This window comes from Microvirga sp. KLBC 81 (assembly GCF_003075415.1).
In the GTDB taxonomy this organism is placed as follows: domain Bacteria; phylum Pseudomonadota; class Alphaproteobacteria; order Rhizobiales; family Beijerinckiaceae; genus Microvirga.
The window spans coordinates 23798-37863 of the sequence record NZ_QDAH01000034.1 but is presented as its reverse complement, the minus strand read 5'-3'; the positions used below and the strand labels follow the sequence as shown (position 1 = coordinate 37863).

The window sequence follows — 14066 nt, the reverse complement described above, 5'->3', positions numbered from 1 at the left end:
AGCGTGGTCCGTTTTGATGGCTCTGGAGCAGGTACGACTGCCGGCGCTCCGGTCTCCGACAGCCGCAACGAAGCCGACGCGCATAGGACACCGCTCTGAGCCGCGTCAGAGCATTATAGCGGGTGGGAAGCTCACGATTGGCGTCTGGCAAAATATCTTGTCCATCGACAGTAGCGACCCAGAAAAGGGGGCCAACAGGCGGCTTGCTGAGTTCATCGGCAGGGCATGTTGAGGGCGTCCCGAAGTCCGGGACGCCCGATGCTTGCCGTCCTAGGCGGCGCTGCTGCGGCGTGGCAGCTTCCAGCCAGGGCGGACAAAGTGGCAGGTGTAGCCATTCGGAAGCCGCTCGAGATAGTCCTGATGCTCTGGCTCCGCCTCCCAGAAGTCACCCGCCGGCGCGAGTTCCGTGACGACCTTGCCCGGCCACAGGCCCGAGGCATCCACATCGGCGATCGTGTCCTCGGCCACCTGGCGCTGCTCGTCCGAGGTGTAGAAGATCGCCGAACGGTAGCTCAGGCCGAGGTCATTCCCCTGCCGGTTCTTGGTGGTAGGGTCGTGAATCTGGAAGAAGAACTCCAGCAGGTCGCGGAAGCTCGTCTTCTCCGGCTCGAAAACGATCTCGATCGCCTCGGCGTGCGTGCCGTGGTTGCGGTAGGTCGCGTTCGGCACATCGCCGCCAGAATACCCCACGCGGGTGGAGACGACACCGGGGCGGCGTCGGATGAGATCCTGCATGCCCCAGAAGCAGCCTCCGGCCAGGATGGCCCGCTCAGTCACACCAGTCATAATCTGTCTCCTTTCTCTGCAAAGAGCTTGCGAAACTCGCCATAGCCCTCGTTTTCCAAATCGTCGTAGTGGATGAACCGCAGCGAAGCCGAGTTGATGCAGTAGCGCAATCCGCCTGCCTCTTGCGGTCCATCCGGAAACACATGCCCCAGATGGCTGTTGCCGTGGGTCGAACGCACCTCTGTTCGCACCATGCCGTGACTCGTATCACGGCGCTCGATGATATGGCCGGCATCGACTGGCTTGACGAAGCTGGGCCAGCCGCTGCCGCTGTCGAACTTGTCGAACGAGGCGAAGAGCGGCTCGCCCGACACGACATCAACATAGAGCCCGGGCTCCTTGTTGTCCCAGTACTCGTTCTCGAAGGGCCGCTCGGTCCCATCCGTCTGCGTTACCCGGTACTGCTCCGGGGTCAGCAGCGACAGGGCCTCGGGGTTTTTGTGATAGGTCTTCATCGGCTGTTCTCCTTCCGTTGTGAGGAAGATGGGTTCAGGAAGCGGTTGACGCGACATCATACGAGTGAGCGCCTGCATCGGTATAATCCGAACACTACGCTGCAGCGCGACCAAACGATCATGGCCGGCGCCCCATGCTGTACCTTCCGATACTCCTACAAAGGCCCGAACGCGACGCAGGAGCCCACATTGCGGCTCCACCTGCACATCCCGGACCCGTAAGGAGTGGCTCAGGCGCATCTCCTGCGAACCATCGATCATCTTCGACGCTAGACCCGCGAGAGGCCGGGCACCCTTACGAGTAGGGTCGGGAACTGGCTGGCGCTGCTGTACCCGACCACCGCTGCGACATCGCTGATGGATAGGGACGGCCCGGCCAGCAAAGTCTTAGTATGCTCAATGCGACGGCTCGCCAACGGCTTCCTTGAACGCTCGGCAGCACTTCGCATCGTATTTGAGGGAGGGCAGCCTGCGATAATGTCTAAACCGCCTGAGCAGTGAACCTCAGGTGTTCACGAAGTGGTAGACTAAAACTCTTTTAGTCGACGAGCGAAGCGGCTTGAAGTTCCGATTCTACAGGCGAAACCGCAAAATTCCGCAATTGCGGGCCCGTTTCGGCAATTGCGTTCTAACGCTCAGCCGGCAACCGGCGGTACTTTCTTTCCGCGGTGTTAGAAACAAAAGCACCAAAGCCTCCGGTCCGAAATACGATCAGATCTCTACTGCGATGAAGGTCGGCGGTGTAGGCTCATCGCGCGGTTCCGCTCGCCCATGTCTTCAGAGAGTGAACATGTTGCCGACACAGGCTGAATTCCCCACTAGTCCCGTCAACTCGTCACGCCGGGTCGTACTTGCCGGTACCGGTGGCCTGCTCGCAACTCCAACCGTAGTCAATTCATTCTTCGTCGCCGCTTCCGACCATGGGGCAGCGCAACCCCTATCCGCCCGGCCATCGATAGGAACACCGATGACAACGTTCGCGACTAAGGACGGCACTCAGATCTACTTCAAGGATTGGGGCCAAGGACAGCCAGTCGTGTTCAGCCATGGTTGGCCGCTCACCACTGACGCGTGGGAGGACCAGATGTTCTTCCTCGCCAACAATGGCTACCGCGTGATCGGCCATGACCGTCGCGGCCACGGCCGGTCCAGCCAGACGTGGGGCAGCAACGACCTCGACACTTATGCCGACGACTTTGCCGAACCGGTTCAGGCGCTCGAGTTGCTGGATGCGATCCATGTCGGCCATTCCACCGGCGGCGAGGTCTCCCGCTACATCGGCCGGCACGGCACCTCGCGGGTCGCCAAGGCGGTGCTGGTCAGCGCCATTCCGCCGTTGATGCTCAAGACGGAGTCCAATCCCGCGGGCCTGCCAAAGGAGAGCTTCGATCAGCTCCGCGCTGGGGTTCTCGCCAACCGAACCCAGCTCTGGCGGGACTTGAGCCTGCCTTTCTTCGGCTACAACCGACCAGGCGCCAAGATCTCGGAGGGCGTACCCGAGCAGTTCGTGCACCAGAGCATGATGGCTGGCTTTCCGGCGTCGTACTTTGGCATCAAGGCGTTTTCGGAGACGGACCTCACCGAAGATCTGAAGAAGTTCAACGTTTCAACGCTCATCATCCACGGCGCCGACGATGAGATCGTGCCGATCGCCAACTCGGCCCTGCGGTCCGAAAAGATGATCCCGAATGCAACGCTCAAGATCTACGAAGGCGGGTCGCACGGGATTGCCATGACCCACAAAGTTCGACTTAACCAGGACCTGCTCACGTTCATCAAGGAGTGAGCTGAGTCATCATGTCAGTCGTGTCTGTCAAACTACCCTGTCCCACACGGAATCTTTGAGGCTCTCATGCCCTATGGCCATCAACCCCATCTCTCACGCCGCGGCTTCTGCCTGTGCTGCCTCGGCGCCACAACCATTGCGGCTACGGGCGGCTGGCTGACGCCACGCGAGGTCTTCGCGCAATCCCGCAACGTAGTTGACAGTATGCGGGCTGCGGCTGCCGACGCGCCAATCAAGGTCCATAATCTGCGGAGCAACATCAGCATGCTCGAGGGTTCGGGTGGCAACATCGGTGTGCTCACCGGTTCGGATGGCTTGGTGCTGGTAGATGCCGGCATCACCGCCTCGCGTCCCCGCATCCTGGAAGCCCTGTCGGGCCTCGACAAGGGGCCAATCCGGCATGTGATCAACACCCACTGGCACTTCGATCATTCCGACGGTAACGAGTGGCTACAGAAGGAAGGGGCAACCATTATTGCCCACGAAAACACTCGCAAGCATCTTGCAACAGCCACGAGGGTCGAGGACTGGAACTTCAACTTCCCGCCCTCGCCTCCCGGTGCCGTTCCGAGCGAGGTCTTCGCCACGGACAAGACCATGAGGGTGAACGGAGCGACGCTTGCGCTGAAGTATTACGGGCCGTGCCATACGGATGGCGACCTCTCTGTCACCTTCACGGAAGCCGATATCCTGCATACCGGCGATACGTACTGGAACGGCTTTTATCCGTTCATCGACTACTCGACCGGAGGCAGCCTCGACGGAACGATCCGGGCGACCGAGACCAATCTCGCCGCCGCCACCGACAGGATGATCGTAATCCCGGGTCATGGCCCGGTCAGCAACAAGACTGAGCTCAAGGCTTACCGCGACATGCTCGTCGACATCCGCGAGAAGGTGGCGGCGCTCAAGAAGCAGGGCCGGTCGCTGGACGATACCGTCGCGGCCAAGCCGACCGCCTCCTACGACGCCAAATGGGGCCAGTTCGCCGTGAACCCCACCCTGTTCACCAAGCTCGTCTACATGGGCATCTGATCCGCGGGAGCACGGAACAGGACCATGCCAGTCAATCAGGAGAAATCCAATGACAGACCGTTCACCCTTACCCCCGTTCACCCGCGAGTCCGCGATCGAGAAGGCCCGCCTGGCCGAGGATGGCTGGAACAGCCGCGACCCCGAGAAGGTCTCGCTCGCCTACACAGAGGACACCTACTGGCGTAACCGGGCCGAGTTCCTCCAAGGCCGACAGCAGGTGGTCGAATTCCTGCGCCGCAAGTGGGACCGCGAGCTTGATTACCGGCTGATCAAGGAACTGTGGGCCTTCCACGAAAACCGGATTGCGGTGCGCTACGCCTATGAGTGGCATGATGACAGCGGTCATTGGTACCGCTCCTACGGCAACGAGAACTGGGAGTACGACGAGCACGGCCTGATGCGGAGGCGCTTCGCCTGCATCAACGACCTGCCGATCAAGGAAGCCGACCGCAAGTTCCACTGGCCGCTGGGCCGCCGCCCGGACGACCACCCGGGCCTCGATGACCTCGGCCTATAACTCCAGGAGGAAGCCATGCTTACCCTGTCACGCCGTGCGTTTACCTTCGGACTTCCCGTGACCTCTGCAGCGGTCGCTTATGGTCCGTCTTCCCGCGCCGCCTCCGCGCAGGGCCAGACGAGCAGCACGCCCCAGCAGGGAGCCCATGCCAAGCCGCTGCCTCCGGCCGCCCAGTTCAAGGTCGGCCGCTTCACCATCACGGCCCTGGCCGACGGCTATGCCGACATGCCGTTCGGGTACTTCCCGGGTCGTAGCGCACAACAGGTCGAGGAGATGGCCAACGCCATGGCGGCGACCAAGCCCGGCGGCATCCGCTTCGTGTTCAACCAGTACCTTGTCGATGACGGCGAGCGCCTGATCCTGATCGACACCGGCCCCGCGGGCACGCTCGGCAAGACGGGGCATCTGCCCAGTGCCATGGAGGCGATTGGCGTCCGCCCGGACAGCATCGATGCGGTGATCGTCACCCACATGCACCAGGACCACATGGGCGGTCTGGTCGCAGGCGGACGGCAGAACTTCCCCAAGGCCGAGGTCTACGTGGACCGGCGCGACGTCGCCTACTGGACCGATCCGGCCAAGCGGGCCTCCGCCCCGGATTACTTGAAAGCCAGCTTCGACATCTCGGCCGAGATGATGCGGCTTTATCCCAAGCTGCAGCAGACCGACGGCGAACGTCAGATCACGCGCGGTGTTTCCATCGTCGACCTGACCGGCCACACGCCGGGGCACATCGGGGTGCGCATCGAGGATGGCGGACAGAGTCTGATCATGGTCTCCGACATGCTCTTCCCAGTGGTGCATCCGGCTGCCACCGACATCAACTTCGTGTTCGAGCAGGACCGGGAGGCGGCCAAGGCCATGCGGGCCAAGTTCTTCCCCCGGGCTGCCGAGGAGAAGGTTCTGATCGCCGCCACCCACATGCCGTTCCCCGGACTGGGCCGGATCATGTCCGACGGCGGCAAGATGCGCTGGATGACAGCCGAATGGGCGTATCAGGACTGAGCCCATGAGGCGATCCGCTCGATCTGCGCCATAGGAGGGAAGATGCGCGATGGGCCACAAGTATTCGGAGATTGCCTTCACCAACACTGTTAAATCGGTGCAGCAGCGGATGGGCAGCCGGGCCGCCTACGCCCGCCGCGAGGCTGGGCCCGATATGAACGACCGGCTTGGCCCGGCCGAGGCCGCGTTCATCGCCGCACGCGACAGCTTCTATCTCGCGTCCGTCTCCGAGACCGGCTGGCCCTACGTGCAATTCCGCGGCGGCCCGCCGGGTTTTCTGCGGGTGCTCGATGAGCGCCTGCTCGGCTATGCCGACTTCCGCGGCAACAAGCAGTACATCACCACCGGCAACGTGATCGGGAATGACCGCGTGTCGCTGTTCCTGATGGACTATGCCCATCGCGAGCGCCTCAAGATACTGGGGCATATGGCCGTCACGGACGCCAAGGACAATCCGGAACTCCTGGAGCAGCTCGTGGTGCCAAATTATCAGGCCCGGGTCGAGCGGGCCGTGCTGATCACGGTGAAGGCCTTCGACTGGAACTGCCCGCAGTACATCACGCCGCGGTTCACGCAAGACGAACTCGTTGAGGGGCTCGCCCCCATCCGCCAGGAAATGGCCTCGCTACAGGCTGAGAACGAGCGCCTGAGGCGACAGGTTAATGCATGCCACCAAGGGCTCGGCAAATGAATACAGTCACCGGTCATCTGCAAAGCACCCGGAGGAGGTGATCATGGCAAGCGCCAACCGCCGAACCGTCATGAAAGGACTGGGTGCGCTTGTCACAGGATGGGGTATCAAACCTTCACACGTGGAGGCGCAGTCGATGAACACGACCGCCGACCTCATCCTGTTCAACGGCAGGATCACCACCCTCGACCGGCAGAACCCACAGGCCGACGCCGTTGCAATGCGCGACGGCCGCTTCGTCGCCGTCGGAGACGAGCGGGAGGTGATGGCGCTCGCCGGGCCCGCCACGCAGCGGATCGATCTCAAAGGACGACGCGTCATCCCTGGCCTGATCGACAGCCACATGCACATTATCCGCGGCGGCCTGAACTACAACATGGAATTGCGCTGGGACGGCATTCGCTCCCTTGCCGATGCCATGCGCGTGCTCAAGGAGCAGGTTGACCGCACGCCCGCCCCGCAATGGGTGCGCGTCGTCGGCGGCTTCACCGAGCACCAGTTCGCCGAAAAGCGCCTGCCGACGCTGGACGAGATCAATGCGGTCGCGCCGGACACGCCGGTGTTCATCCTGCACCTGTATAACCGGGCACTCCTGAATGCGGCCGCTTTGCGGGCTGTTGGTTACAGCAAGGATACGCCGAACCCGCCCGGTGGCGAGATCCAGCGCGATGCCCAGGGCAATCCGACTGGTCTTCTCATCGCCAAGCCCAATGCGACGATTCTCTATGCAACACTGGCGAAGGGTCCGAAGCTCCCACCCGAGTACCAGAAGAACTCGTCGCGCCACTTCATGCGCGAGGTGAACCGGCTCGGGGTGACCGGCGTGATCGATGCAGGCGGCGGCTTCCAGAACTATCCGGACGATTACCAGATCATTGAGGAGCTGCACCGGGAAGGTCAGCTCACGGTGCGTCTTGCCTATAACCTGTTCACCCAGAAACCGAAGGAAGAGCTCAACGACTTCAAGTCCTGGGCCAAACAGGTGAAGCCGGGCCAGGGCGACGACCTCTACCGCCACAACGGCGCCGGCGAGATGCTGGTCTACACCGCCGCCGACTTCGAGGACTTCCGCGTCGAACGCCCCGACATGCCGCGCTCGATGGAGAACGACATGGAGCCCGTCGTTCGCCTGCTGGTCGAGAACCGCTGGCCATGGCGGCTGCACGCCACCTACAACGAGACGATCACGCGGGCGCTCGACGTGTTCGAGAAGGTGAATAGGGACGTGCCCTTCAACGGCCTGCACTGGTTCATCGACCACGCCGAGACCGTCGACGAGCGTAACATCGACCGCATTGCCAAGCTCGGGGGCGGCATCGCGGTCCAGCACCGCATGGCCTACCAGGGCGAGGACTTCGTCGAGCGCTACGGGGCCAAGGCGGCCGAACAAACGCCGCCGATCCGGCGCATGATGGAAGCAGGTGTGCCGGTGGGCGCCGGCACGGACGCCACACGTGTTGCTTCCTACAATCCCTGGGTGTCGTTGTCGTGGCTGGTAACCGGCAAGACACTGGGCGGCAAGACACTGGGCGGCTTGACCCTGTACCCGAGCAGCAACCGCCTCGACCGGGAGAGTGCCCCGCGGCTGTGGACCGAGGCCAACACCTGGTTCTCCAACGAGCCGGGCAAGAAGGGCCAGATCAAGGAAGGCCAGTTGGCCGACCTGGCGGTGCTGTCCGACGACTACTTCTCCGTGCCGGAGGATGCGATCCAGGACATCACGTCCGTGCTCACCCTGCTCGGCGGCAATCCCGTCCATGGCGACGGCGACTTCAAGGACCTGGCCCCGCCGCTGCCGCCGCCGATGCCGGACTGGTCGCCGGTGCGGACCTATGGTGGCTACCAGAAGCGCGCCGACAACGGCGCGGAGCGCAAGTACGCCTTCGCGGCCGCCGGCTGCGGCTGCACCAACTCGTGCGACGTCCACGGCCACGCGCACGCCGCGGCCCTGGCGGCCAACGTGCCGACCTCGGACGCACGGTCGTTCTGGGGCTCGCTCGGCTGCTCGTGCTGGGCTTTCTGACAAGGGAGGCCGACATGAGCGACATTGCAGTCCTCTGGCTGATAGCCCAGATCCTGGCGCTGCCGGCCTCGCAGCGCCGTTTCTGGCAGCAGGAGTTCGAAGGACCGGATTTGAACTTCGCCGGCTGGGCCAAGAAGCTGACCGGGAAGGCGACGATCACGGTGGGCTCGGTGGGGCTCTTGGGCGAGTTCATTGCCTTGTTCCAGGGCGAAAGCTCGCATCCGAGCTCCCTCGACGAGTTGCTGCGCCGGTTCGCGCGCGGCGACTTCGACTTGGTGGCTGTGGGTCGGGTGGTGCTGTCCGATCCGCAATGGCCGACAAAAGTTCGCGAAGGCCGCTGCGAGCATCTGCGCGACATCACGCGGGAGGCGCTTGCAACCCTCTACTAGGCTCGGAGGATGTGAAGTTCTGAATGTGAGTACGCTGCATGGAGTCCCGCGCTAGCCGCATCAAGTGAAAGGAAGCGTTCTATGGCCAAGATCCTGGTCGTTTACTACTCCTCCTACGGACATATCGAGCAGATGGCCCAGGCGGTTGCGGACGGCGCTCGCTCGGTCGCCGGAGCAAACGTCACCATCAAGCGGGTTGCGGAGCTCGTGCCCGAGGACATCGCCCGCGAAGCTGGCATGAAGCTCGACCAAGAGGCGCCGATCGCGAGCCCGAACGAGCTCGGCGACTACGATGCCGTCATTTTCGGCACGCCGACCCGCTACGGCGGCATGGCGGCCCAGATGCGCAACTTCCTCGACCAGACCGGCGGGCTCTGGGTGAAAGGCGCGCTGGTGGGCAAGGTCGGCAGCGTCTTCGCCTCCACCGCAACCCAGCACGGCGGGCAGGAGACCACGATCACGTCGTTCCACACCACCCTTCTCCACCACGGCATGGTCGTCGTCGGCCTGCCCTATTCCTTTGCAGGCCAGACCAGGATGGACGAGATCACCGGCGGCGCCCCGTATGGCGCCACCACGATCGCGGGCGGCGACGGCTCCCGCCGACCGAGCCAGAACGAGCTCGAGGGCGCCCGCTTCCAAGGCCGGCATGTGGCCGAGATCGCAGGCCGGCTGGAACGAGGTGCCGGTGAGCGGGGACCAGTGCCACCGGAGTTGCGGAACCCGACCGAGACGACGGGCGGCACCGCCGGTCAGCCGTAGAGAAACAGGACGCGGGGCTCTTAATGCTGTGATCACGATAAAAGCAGGAGAAGGCACATGACAGGTACTAGCGCAATCAGAGAGCACATGGAGGTGATCGGGGCTGATGGTGCTCACATCGGCACTGTCGACCAACTGGAGGGAAACCGCATCAAGCTGACGAAGAAGGACAGCGGCCAAGGCTCTCATCAAGGCCACCATCACTACATTCCAACGGCCCTCGTTGCACAGGTTGAGGGCGACAAGGTGCGATTGTCGGCGAATGCCGATGTTGCCGTCACCTTCGAAGAGGAGGCGGATGGCAGCACCTAGACACCATCGTCATCAGATTGGAGGGACGCCGGTGGCCATCCCTCCACTTGAACTGCCTAGGCCCTCCGCCGTCCCGCGAGAGGGCAGCCATTCAATCCGATGGAGATTATTCCGATGGAGATTATCATGAACGGCAACCGAACTTTGAACATGTTGAAGAGAGCCTTCCGTTGTCTTGCCACCGTTCTGGCGATTGGCGTCTGCATGCCCAATTTGAGCGCCATAGCTCAGACGGCAGGCACTCCTCCTTCAAGCGTGCTGCCCACAGGTGGCGGGCAGACTCTGCTCGATACCAACGATAGCTTGATCCTGCTGCTTGATCATCAAACAGGTCTGCTTCAGACCGTCAAAGACATCAGTATCTCCGAATTACGGTCGAATACCATCATGCTTGCGAAGCTGGCGTCCCTTCTGAAGATCCCCGTCATCACGAGCGCCTCCGAGCCGAACGGCCCGAATGGACCGCTCATGCCGGAGATCCAGCAATTTGCGCTCCATGCGACCTACGTGCCGCGAAAAGGTGAAGTGAACGCCTGGGACAACGAAGACTTTGTCAAAGCCGTGCGCACCACGGGTCGAAAGACGCTGATCATCGCCGGCGTCTGGACCAGCGTCTGCGTGATGTTCCCGGCGCTGGATGCCAAAGCCGCAGGGTTCAAAGTCTATGCGGTCATTGATGCCTCGGGCGACCCGGGCGAACTGGCATCGCGAGCAACCATCGCTCGCTTCGTGCAGGGTGGTGTCATTCCTACATCGACGAACGCTGTGCTATCCGAGACCCACCGCACGTGGAACCGGCCTGAAGCAGCCGAACTCGCAAAACTGTATGCTCTCGTGGCGCCCAACTTCCAGGCTGTTGCCGAGAGCTACCAGAAGGCCCAGGACGTGGCTAAGCAGACCAAGTGAGGTCGGCGTAACGTTCGGCTTTGCAACCATGGATAAGCTACAGAGACACGTGTGGAGGAGGCCGATCCATGTGGGAAAGCAGCAGCCATCAGGCGGCCTCTCCAACGAATATCCCTGCAGCCGGGACCAGTCGAAGAAATTTGAAGGAGGAAGAGCATGACGACATCAACCGAACGTGCGGTCCTTGCCGGGGGATGCTTTCGGGGAATGCAGGATCTGATCCGCCGCTATCCGGGCGTGGTTTCCACGTGCGTCGGCTACACGGGAGGCGACGTGCCGTACGCCACCTACCGTAATCATGGAAGCCACGCAGAAGCCATCGAGATCATCTTTGATCCCGCCACCATCAGTTACCGGAAGATTCTCGAATTCTTCTTTCAGATCCACGATCCGACCACGCGGAACCGCCAAGGAGACGACATCGGAGAGAGCTATCGATCAGCGATCTTCTACACCAGCGATGAACAGAAGCGGGTTGCCGAAGACACGATCGCCGATGTGGATGCCTCAGGGTTATGGCCGGGCAAGGTGGTGACCGAAGTCGCTCCAGCGAGCGACTTCTGGGAGGCCGAACCCGAGCATCAGGATTATCTTGAACGATATCCGGGCGGGTACACTTGCCACTCCGTCCGGCTTGGCTGGAAGCTTCCAGCTAAGCGGCTACCGCCCGAAAGCAGGCAAACGTAACAGGCTGAGACAAAGGAGCATGATCATGGCGACACGTGGTTTCACCCGTAAAACGTCATCCGCAGATTACGCGGATCGTATCCCGCCTGGACAATCCCTCACCGAGGGCTTCCCGGTCCTCACCGCCGGCCCGACGCCTCGGGTCTCGCTCGCGGACTGGTCGTTCACCCTCAAGATCGGTCCACGCCCGGTGATGCGTTGGACTTGGGCCGAGTTCACAGCCCTGCCGCAGACCAAGATGACCCGGGACATTCACTGCGTGACCAAGTGGTCGAAACTGAACACGCCGTGGACCGGTGTGCTGATCGACGACATCCTCGCCGAGGCCGGTATCGAGTCTCCACCAGCCTATACACTGGCGCACTCCTTTGATGGCTACTCGACGAACGTGCCCACGGCCGACCTCATCGGCGGCAAAGCCATGGTCGCTACCCATTATGAAGGCAAGCCTCTGACGCCCGAGCATGGCGGCCCGGCAAGGCTCCTCGTGCCGCATCTCTACTTCTGGAAATCGGCGAAGTGGATCAACGCGCTCCAGTTTCTCGAACGCGAAGAGGTCGGTTTCTGGGAGCTGCGGGGCTATCACATCTATGGTGATCCTTGGCGCGAGCAGCGCTACAGAGGCGACTGACCATGACGGACGCGACCCTACCGGCAGATCACGTACACTGGCAGGAGGCTGTGATCGAACGAGTCGAGCGCCAAACGGCAGGAGTGAAGAGCTTCCTGCTTCGTCCCCAGGACTGGCGCTCCTTCCGGGCCGGCCAGCACCTCGATGTCCGGCTCACGGCACCGGATGGCTATCAGGTCCAGCGAAGCTACTCGGTTGCGTCTGCGCCCGAGCTGGAGGGGCTCTACGAACTCGTCGTCGAGCGCCTCGAGGACGGCGAGGTATCCCCATTCTTCCACGATGTGGCCGAGGTCGGCGATGTGATCGAGATCCGCGGCCCGATCGGGGGCCACTTCGCGTGGGGTCCTGAGGACGGCGGACCTCTCCTGCTCGTCGGCGGCGGGTCCGGGGTTGCACCGCTCATGTCGATCCTGCGCCATCGCGCTGCGGTCGGTGGCGAAATCTCTACCATTCTTCTTTACGCCGCCCGAACCTGGGATGACGTGATTTTCCGGGAAGAGTTGATCGCACGGGATGCAGCCGAGGCCGATTTCACTCTTCTGCTGAGCCTGTCCAGGGACACGGCGCGCCGTCCGCAAGATGTTGGGCGCAGGGTCGATGCGCCCCTGCTCGAAGACACGCTGGCGAGGCTTGGCGCTGCGCCGCGACTGATCTTCGTGTGCGGCTCGAACGCTTTCGTCGAGGCCGTTACCGGTCATCTTCTGGATCTGGGTCTGGACCCGCAGACCATCCGAACCGAGCGGTTTGGCGGCTAACGGCATCGACTGCCGCTTTGGACATTTGAACGACTGATTGTGGAGGAGATCATGGAAAGCATCGACGCACTCTTCTCAACTCACCCTCAGCGTCCTCCCAACCCATCACTGATCGAGGCGTGCGCTACGGCCTGCTATGAATGCTGTAGCCTGTGTGTCAGCTGTTCCGACGCATGTCTGGGCGAGGCTCACGTGGCCGACTTCGTCTGCTGCATCCGAACCTGCCTCGACTGCTCGGACGTGTGCCTCGCCACGGCCCGCATCATCTCACGTCTCACGCAGCCGAGCCCGATGCTGGTGGAGGCGCAGCTGATGGCCTGCGCCGAGGCCTGTCGCATCTGCGCAGATGAATGTGAGAATCATGCCGCCATGCATGAATACTGTCGTGTCTGCGCCGAGGCCTGCCGTAGCTGCGAGCAGGCGTGCCGTGCACTGCTCCATGGCGCGTCCTTGATGTGAGAGACCGCACGGCGATGGCCGCATCCGTCATGCGGTGCCAATCCGTGCGCCCGGATGGCCTTGGGTTATGACGATGAGGAGCACGCAATGCCCGAAGGGGTCATGGGAGCAGTGTGGGCGTTCTGCTGGGGAGTGGCTGCTGCGTCCGGCTCGCTTGTCGGGGCTATTCTGGGACTCATAACCAACCTCCGGCACCGGTCCATCGCCGCCTTCATGTCACTTGGCGCGGGCGTGCTGCTCTCAGCCGCCTCGTTCAAGGTCGCGTCCGAGGCGCTCATTCTGGCCAGCGCAGCATCCACGGTAGGTGGCATCCTCGCCGGTGCCGCTACGTTCAGCATCGCGAACGCAGCGCTCGTAACCGCCAGGGACCGCAAGCGCTGCGGGGAATGCAAGTCGCAGCCCTCCGAAGCCGACGCGCCGGGCAGCGGCACCGCGATTGCGCTCGGCACCGCGCTCGATGCGGTGCCGGAGGCGCTGGTCCTGGGCGTCTCTCTGCGGACCGGTGGTCCCGATCTGGCACTGGTCATGGCGCTCGCGCTCGCGAACCTGCCGGAGGCCATTTCCGGGACGGCCGGAATGCGCCTTGCATCGCGCTCATCGACTTACGTGCTGAGCCTATGGAGCGGCACTACGTTCGGCACTGCGGCGACGACGGCTCTTGCCTTCTACTTCCTGAGCGACCTTGGCCCTGACGCGACGGCCATCCTTAAGGCCTATGGAGCCGGGGCGCTCATCGCCATGACTGCCGAAACCATGATCCCTGAGGCCTTCCACAATGGACCCCGCTATTCCGGTGTTCTCGCCGCTGCGGGCTTTGCGGCCCTGATCCTTCTCAGTGAATTCGCCAGGTGAGGCTGGTGCTATCGG

General features: G+C 62.6%; 17 protein-coding genes. 15 read left to right on the top strand and 2 right to left on the bottom strand.

Annotated features, from left to right (window positions below):
• Positions 1 to 270: 270 nt before the first annotated feature.
• Both msrA (DC522_RS19285) and msrB read right to left on the bottom strand, forming a co-directional pair.
• On the bottom strand, positions 271 to 786 hold the full coding sequence (msrA, locus tag DC522_RS19285) for a peptide-methionine (S)-S-oxide reductase MsrA (protein WP_116530288.1): 516 nt from the start codon (positions 784 to 786) through the stop codon (positions 271 to 273).
• A complete protein-coding gene (gene msrB, locus DC522_RS19280) occupies positions 783 to 1241 on the bottom strand; it encodes a peptide-methionine (R)-S-oxide reductase MsrB (RefSeq protein WP_116530287.1) in 459 nt (152 codons plus the stop codon). Before msrB ends, msrA (DC522_RS19285) begins: the two co-directional genes overlap by 4 nt.
• 967 nt (positions 1242 to 2208) lie before the next feature.
• Here msrB and DC522_RS19275 point away from each other — a divergent pair.
• The 15 genes from DC522_RS19275 (at position 2209) to DC522_RS19205 (ending at position 14051) form a co-directional block, all read left to right on the top strand.
• Positions 2209 to 3027 (top strand): alpha/beta fold hydrolase, encoded by an 819-nt coding sequence (locus tag DC522_RS19275; RefSeq protein ID WP_116530286.1) that lies wholly within the window; start codon positions 2209 to 2211, stop codon positions 3025 to 3027.
• 66 nt (positions 3028 to 3093) lie between these two features.
• Positions 3094 to 4062 (top strand): MBL fold metallo-hydrolase, encoded by a 969-nt coding sequence (locus DC522_RS19270; protein ID WP_116530285.1) that lies wholly within the window; start codon positions 3094 to 3096, stop codon positions 4060 to 4062.
• A 49-nt stretch (positions 4063 to 4111) separates the two neighbouring features.
• Positions 4112 to 4579: a nuclear transport factor 2 family protein gene (locus DC522_RS19265; RefSeq protein WP_116530284.1), complete on the top strand. Its 468-nt coding sequence runs from the start codon at positions 4112 to 4114 to the stop codon at positions 4577 to 4579.
• Positions 4580 to 4594: 15 nt separating this feature from the next.
• Positions 4595 to 5584 (top strand): MBL fold metallo-hydrolase, encoded by a 990-nt coding sequence (locus DC522_RS19260; protein WP_116530283.1) that lies wholly within the window; start codon positions 4595 to 4597, stop codon positions 5582 to 5584.
• Between the two features lie 49 nt (positions 5585 to 5633).
• Complete coding sequence (locus DC522_RS19255) at positions 5634 to 6275, top strand: pyridoxamine 5'-phosphate oxidase family protein (protein ID WP_116530282.1); 642 nt, start codon at positions 5634 to 5636, stop codon at positions 6273 to 6275.
• A 136-nt stretch (positions 6276 to 6411) separates the two neighbouring features.
• Entirely contained in the window at positions 6412 to 8298 is a 1887-nt protein-coding gene (locus tag DC522_RS19250; protein WP_116530306.1) for an amidohydrolase, read from the top strand.
• A gap of 14 nt (positions 8299 to 8312) precedes the next feature.
• Positions 8313 to 8687 carry a hypothetical protein gene (locus DC522_RS19245; protein ID WP_205769688.1) on the top strand — a complete coding sequence of 125 codons (375 nt, stop codon included), beginning with the start codon at positions 8313 to 8315 and terminating at the stop codon, positions 8685 to 8687.
• Positions 8688 to 8768: 81 nt separating this feature from the next.
• Positions 8769 to 9449 (top strand): NAD(P)H:quinone oxidoreductase, encoded by a 681-nt coding sequence (gene wrbA / locus DC522_RS19240; RefSeq protein WP_116530281.1) that lies wholly within the window; start codon positions 8769 to 8771, stop codon positions 9447 to 9449.
• A gap of 57 nt (positions 9450 to 9506) precedes the next feature.
• Positions 9507 to 9761: a DUF2171 domain-containing protein gene (locus DC522_RS19235; RefSeq protein WP_116530280.1), complete on the top strand. Its 255-nt coding sequence runs from the start codon at positions 9507 to 9509 to the stop codon at positions 9759 to 9761.
• Between the two features lie 204 nt (positions 9762 to 9965).
• Positions 9966 to 10667 (top strand): isochorismatase family protein, encoded by a 702-nt coding sequence (locus tag DC522_RS19230; protein ID WP_116530305.1) that lies wholly within the window; start codon positions 9966 to 9968, stop codon positions 10665 to 10667.
• A 156-nt stretch (positions 10668 to 10823) separates the two neighbouring features.
• Positions 10824 to 11354: a peptide-methionine (S)-S-oxide reductase MsrA gene (gene msrA / locus DC522_RS19225; RefSeq protein WP_116530279.1), complete on the top strand. Its 531-nt coding sequence runs from the start codon at positions 10824 to 10826 to the stop codon at positions 11352 to 11354.
• Between the two features lie 25 nt (positions 11355 to 11379).
• A complete protein-coding gene (locus DC522_RS19220) occupies positions 11380 to 11985 on the top strand; it encodes a sulfite oxidase-like oxidoreductase (protein ID WP_116530304.1) in 606 nt (201 codons plus the stop codon).
• Positions 11986 to 11987: 2 nt separating this feature from the next.
• Positions 11988 to 12740, top strand: coding sequence for an FAD-binding oxidoreductase (locus DC522_RS19215; RefSeq protein WP_116530278.1), 753 nt, complete (start codon positions 11988 to 11990; stop codon positions 12738 to 12740).
• Between the two features lie 192 nt (positions 12741 to 12932).
• A complete protein-coding gene (locus DC522_RS19210; RefSeq protein WP_205769687.1) occupies positions 12933 to 13199 on the top strand; it encodes a four-helix bundle copper-binding protein in 267 nt (88 codons plus the stop codon).
• An 87-nt stretch (positions 13200 to 13286) separates the two neighbouring features.
• Entirely contained in the window at positions 13287 to 14051 is a 765-nt protein-coding gene (locus DC522_RS19205) for a ZIP family metal transporter (RefSeq protein WP_116530276.1), read from the top strand.
• The last annotated feature ends 15 nt before the right edge of the window (positions 14052 to 14066 follow it).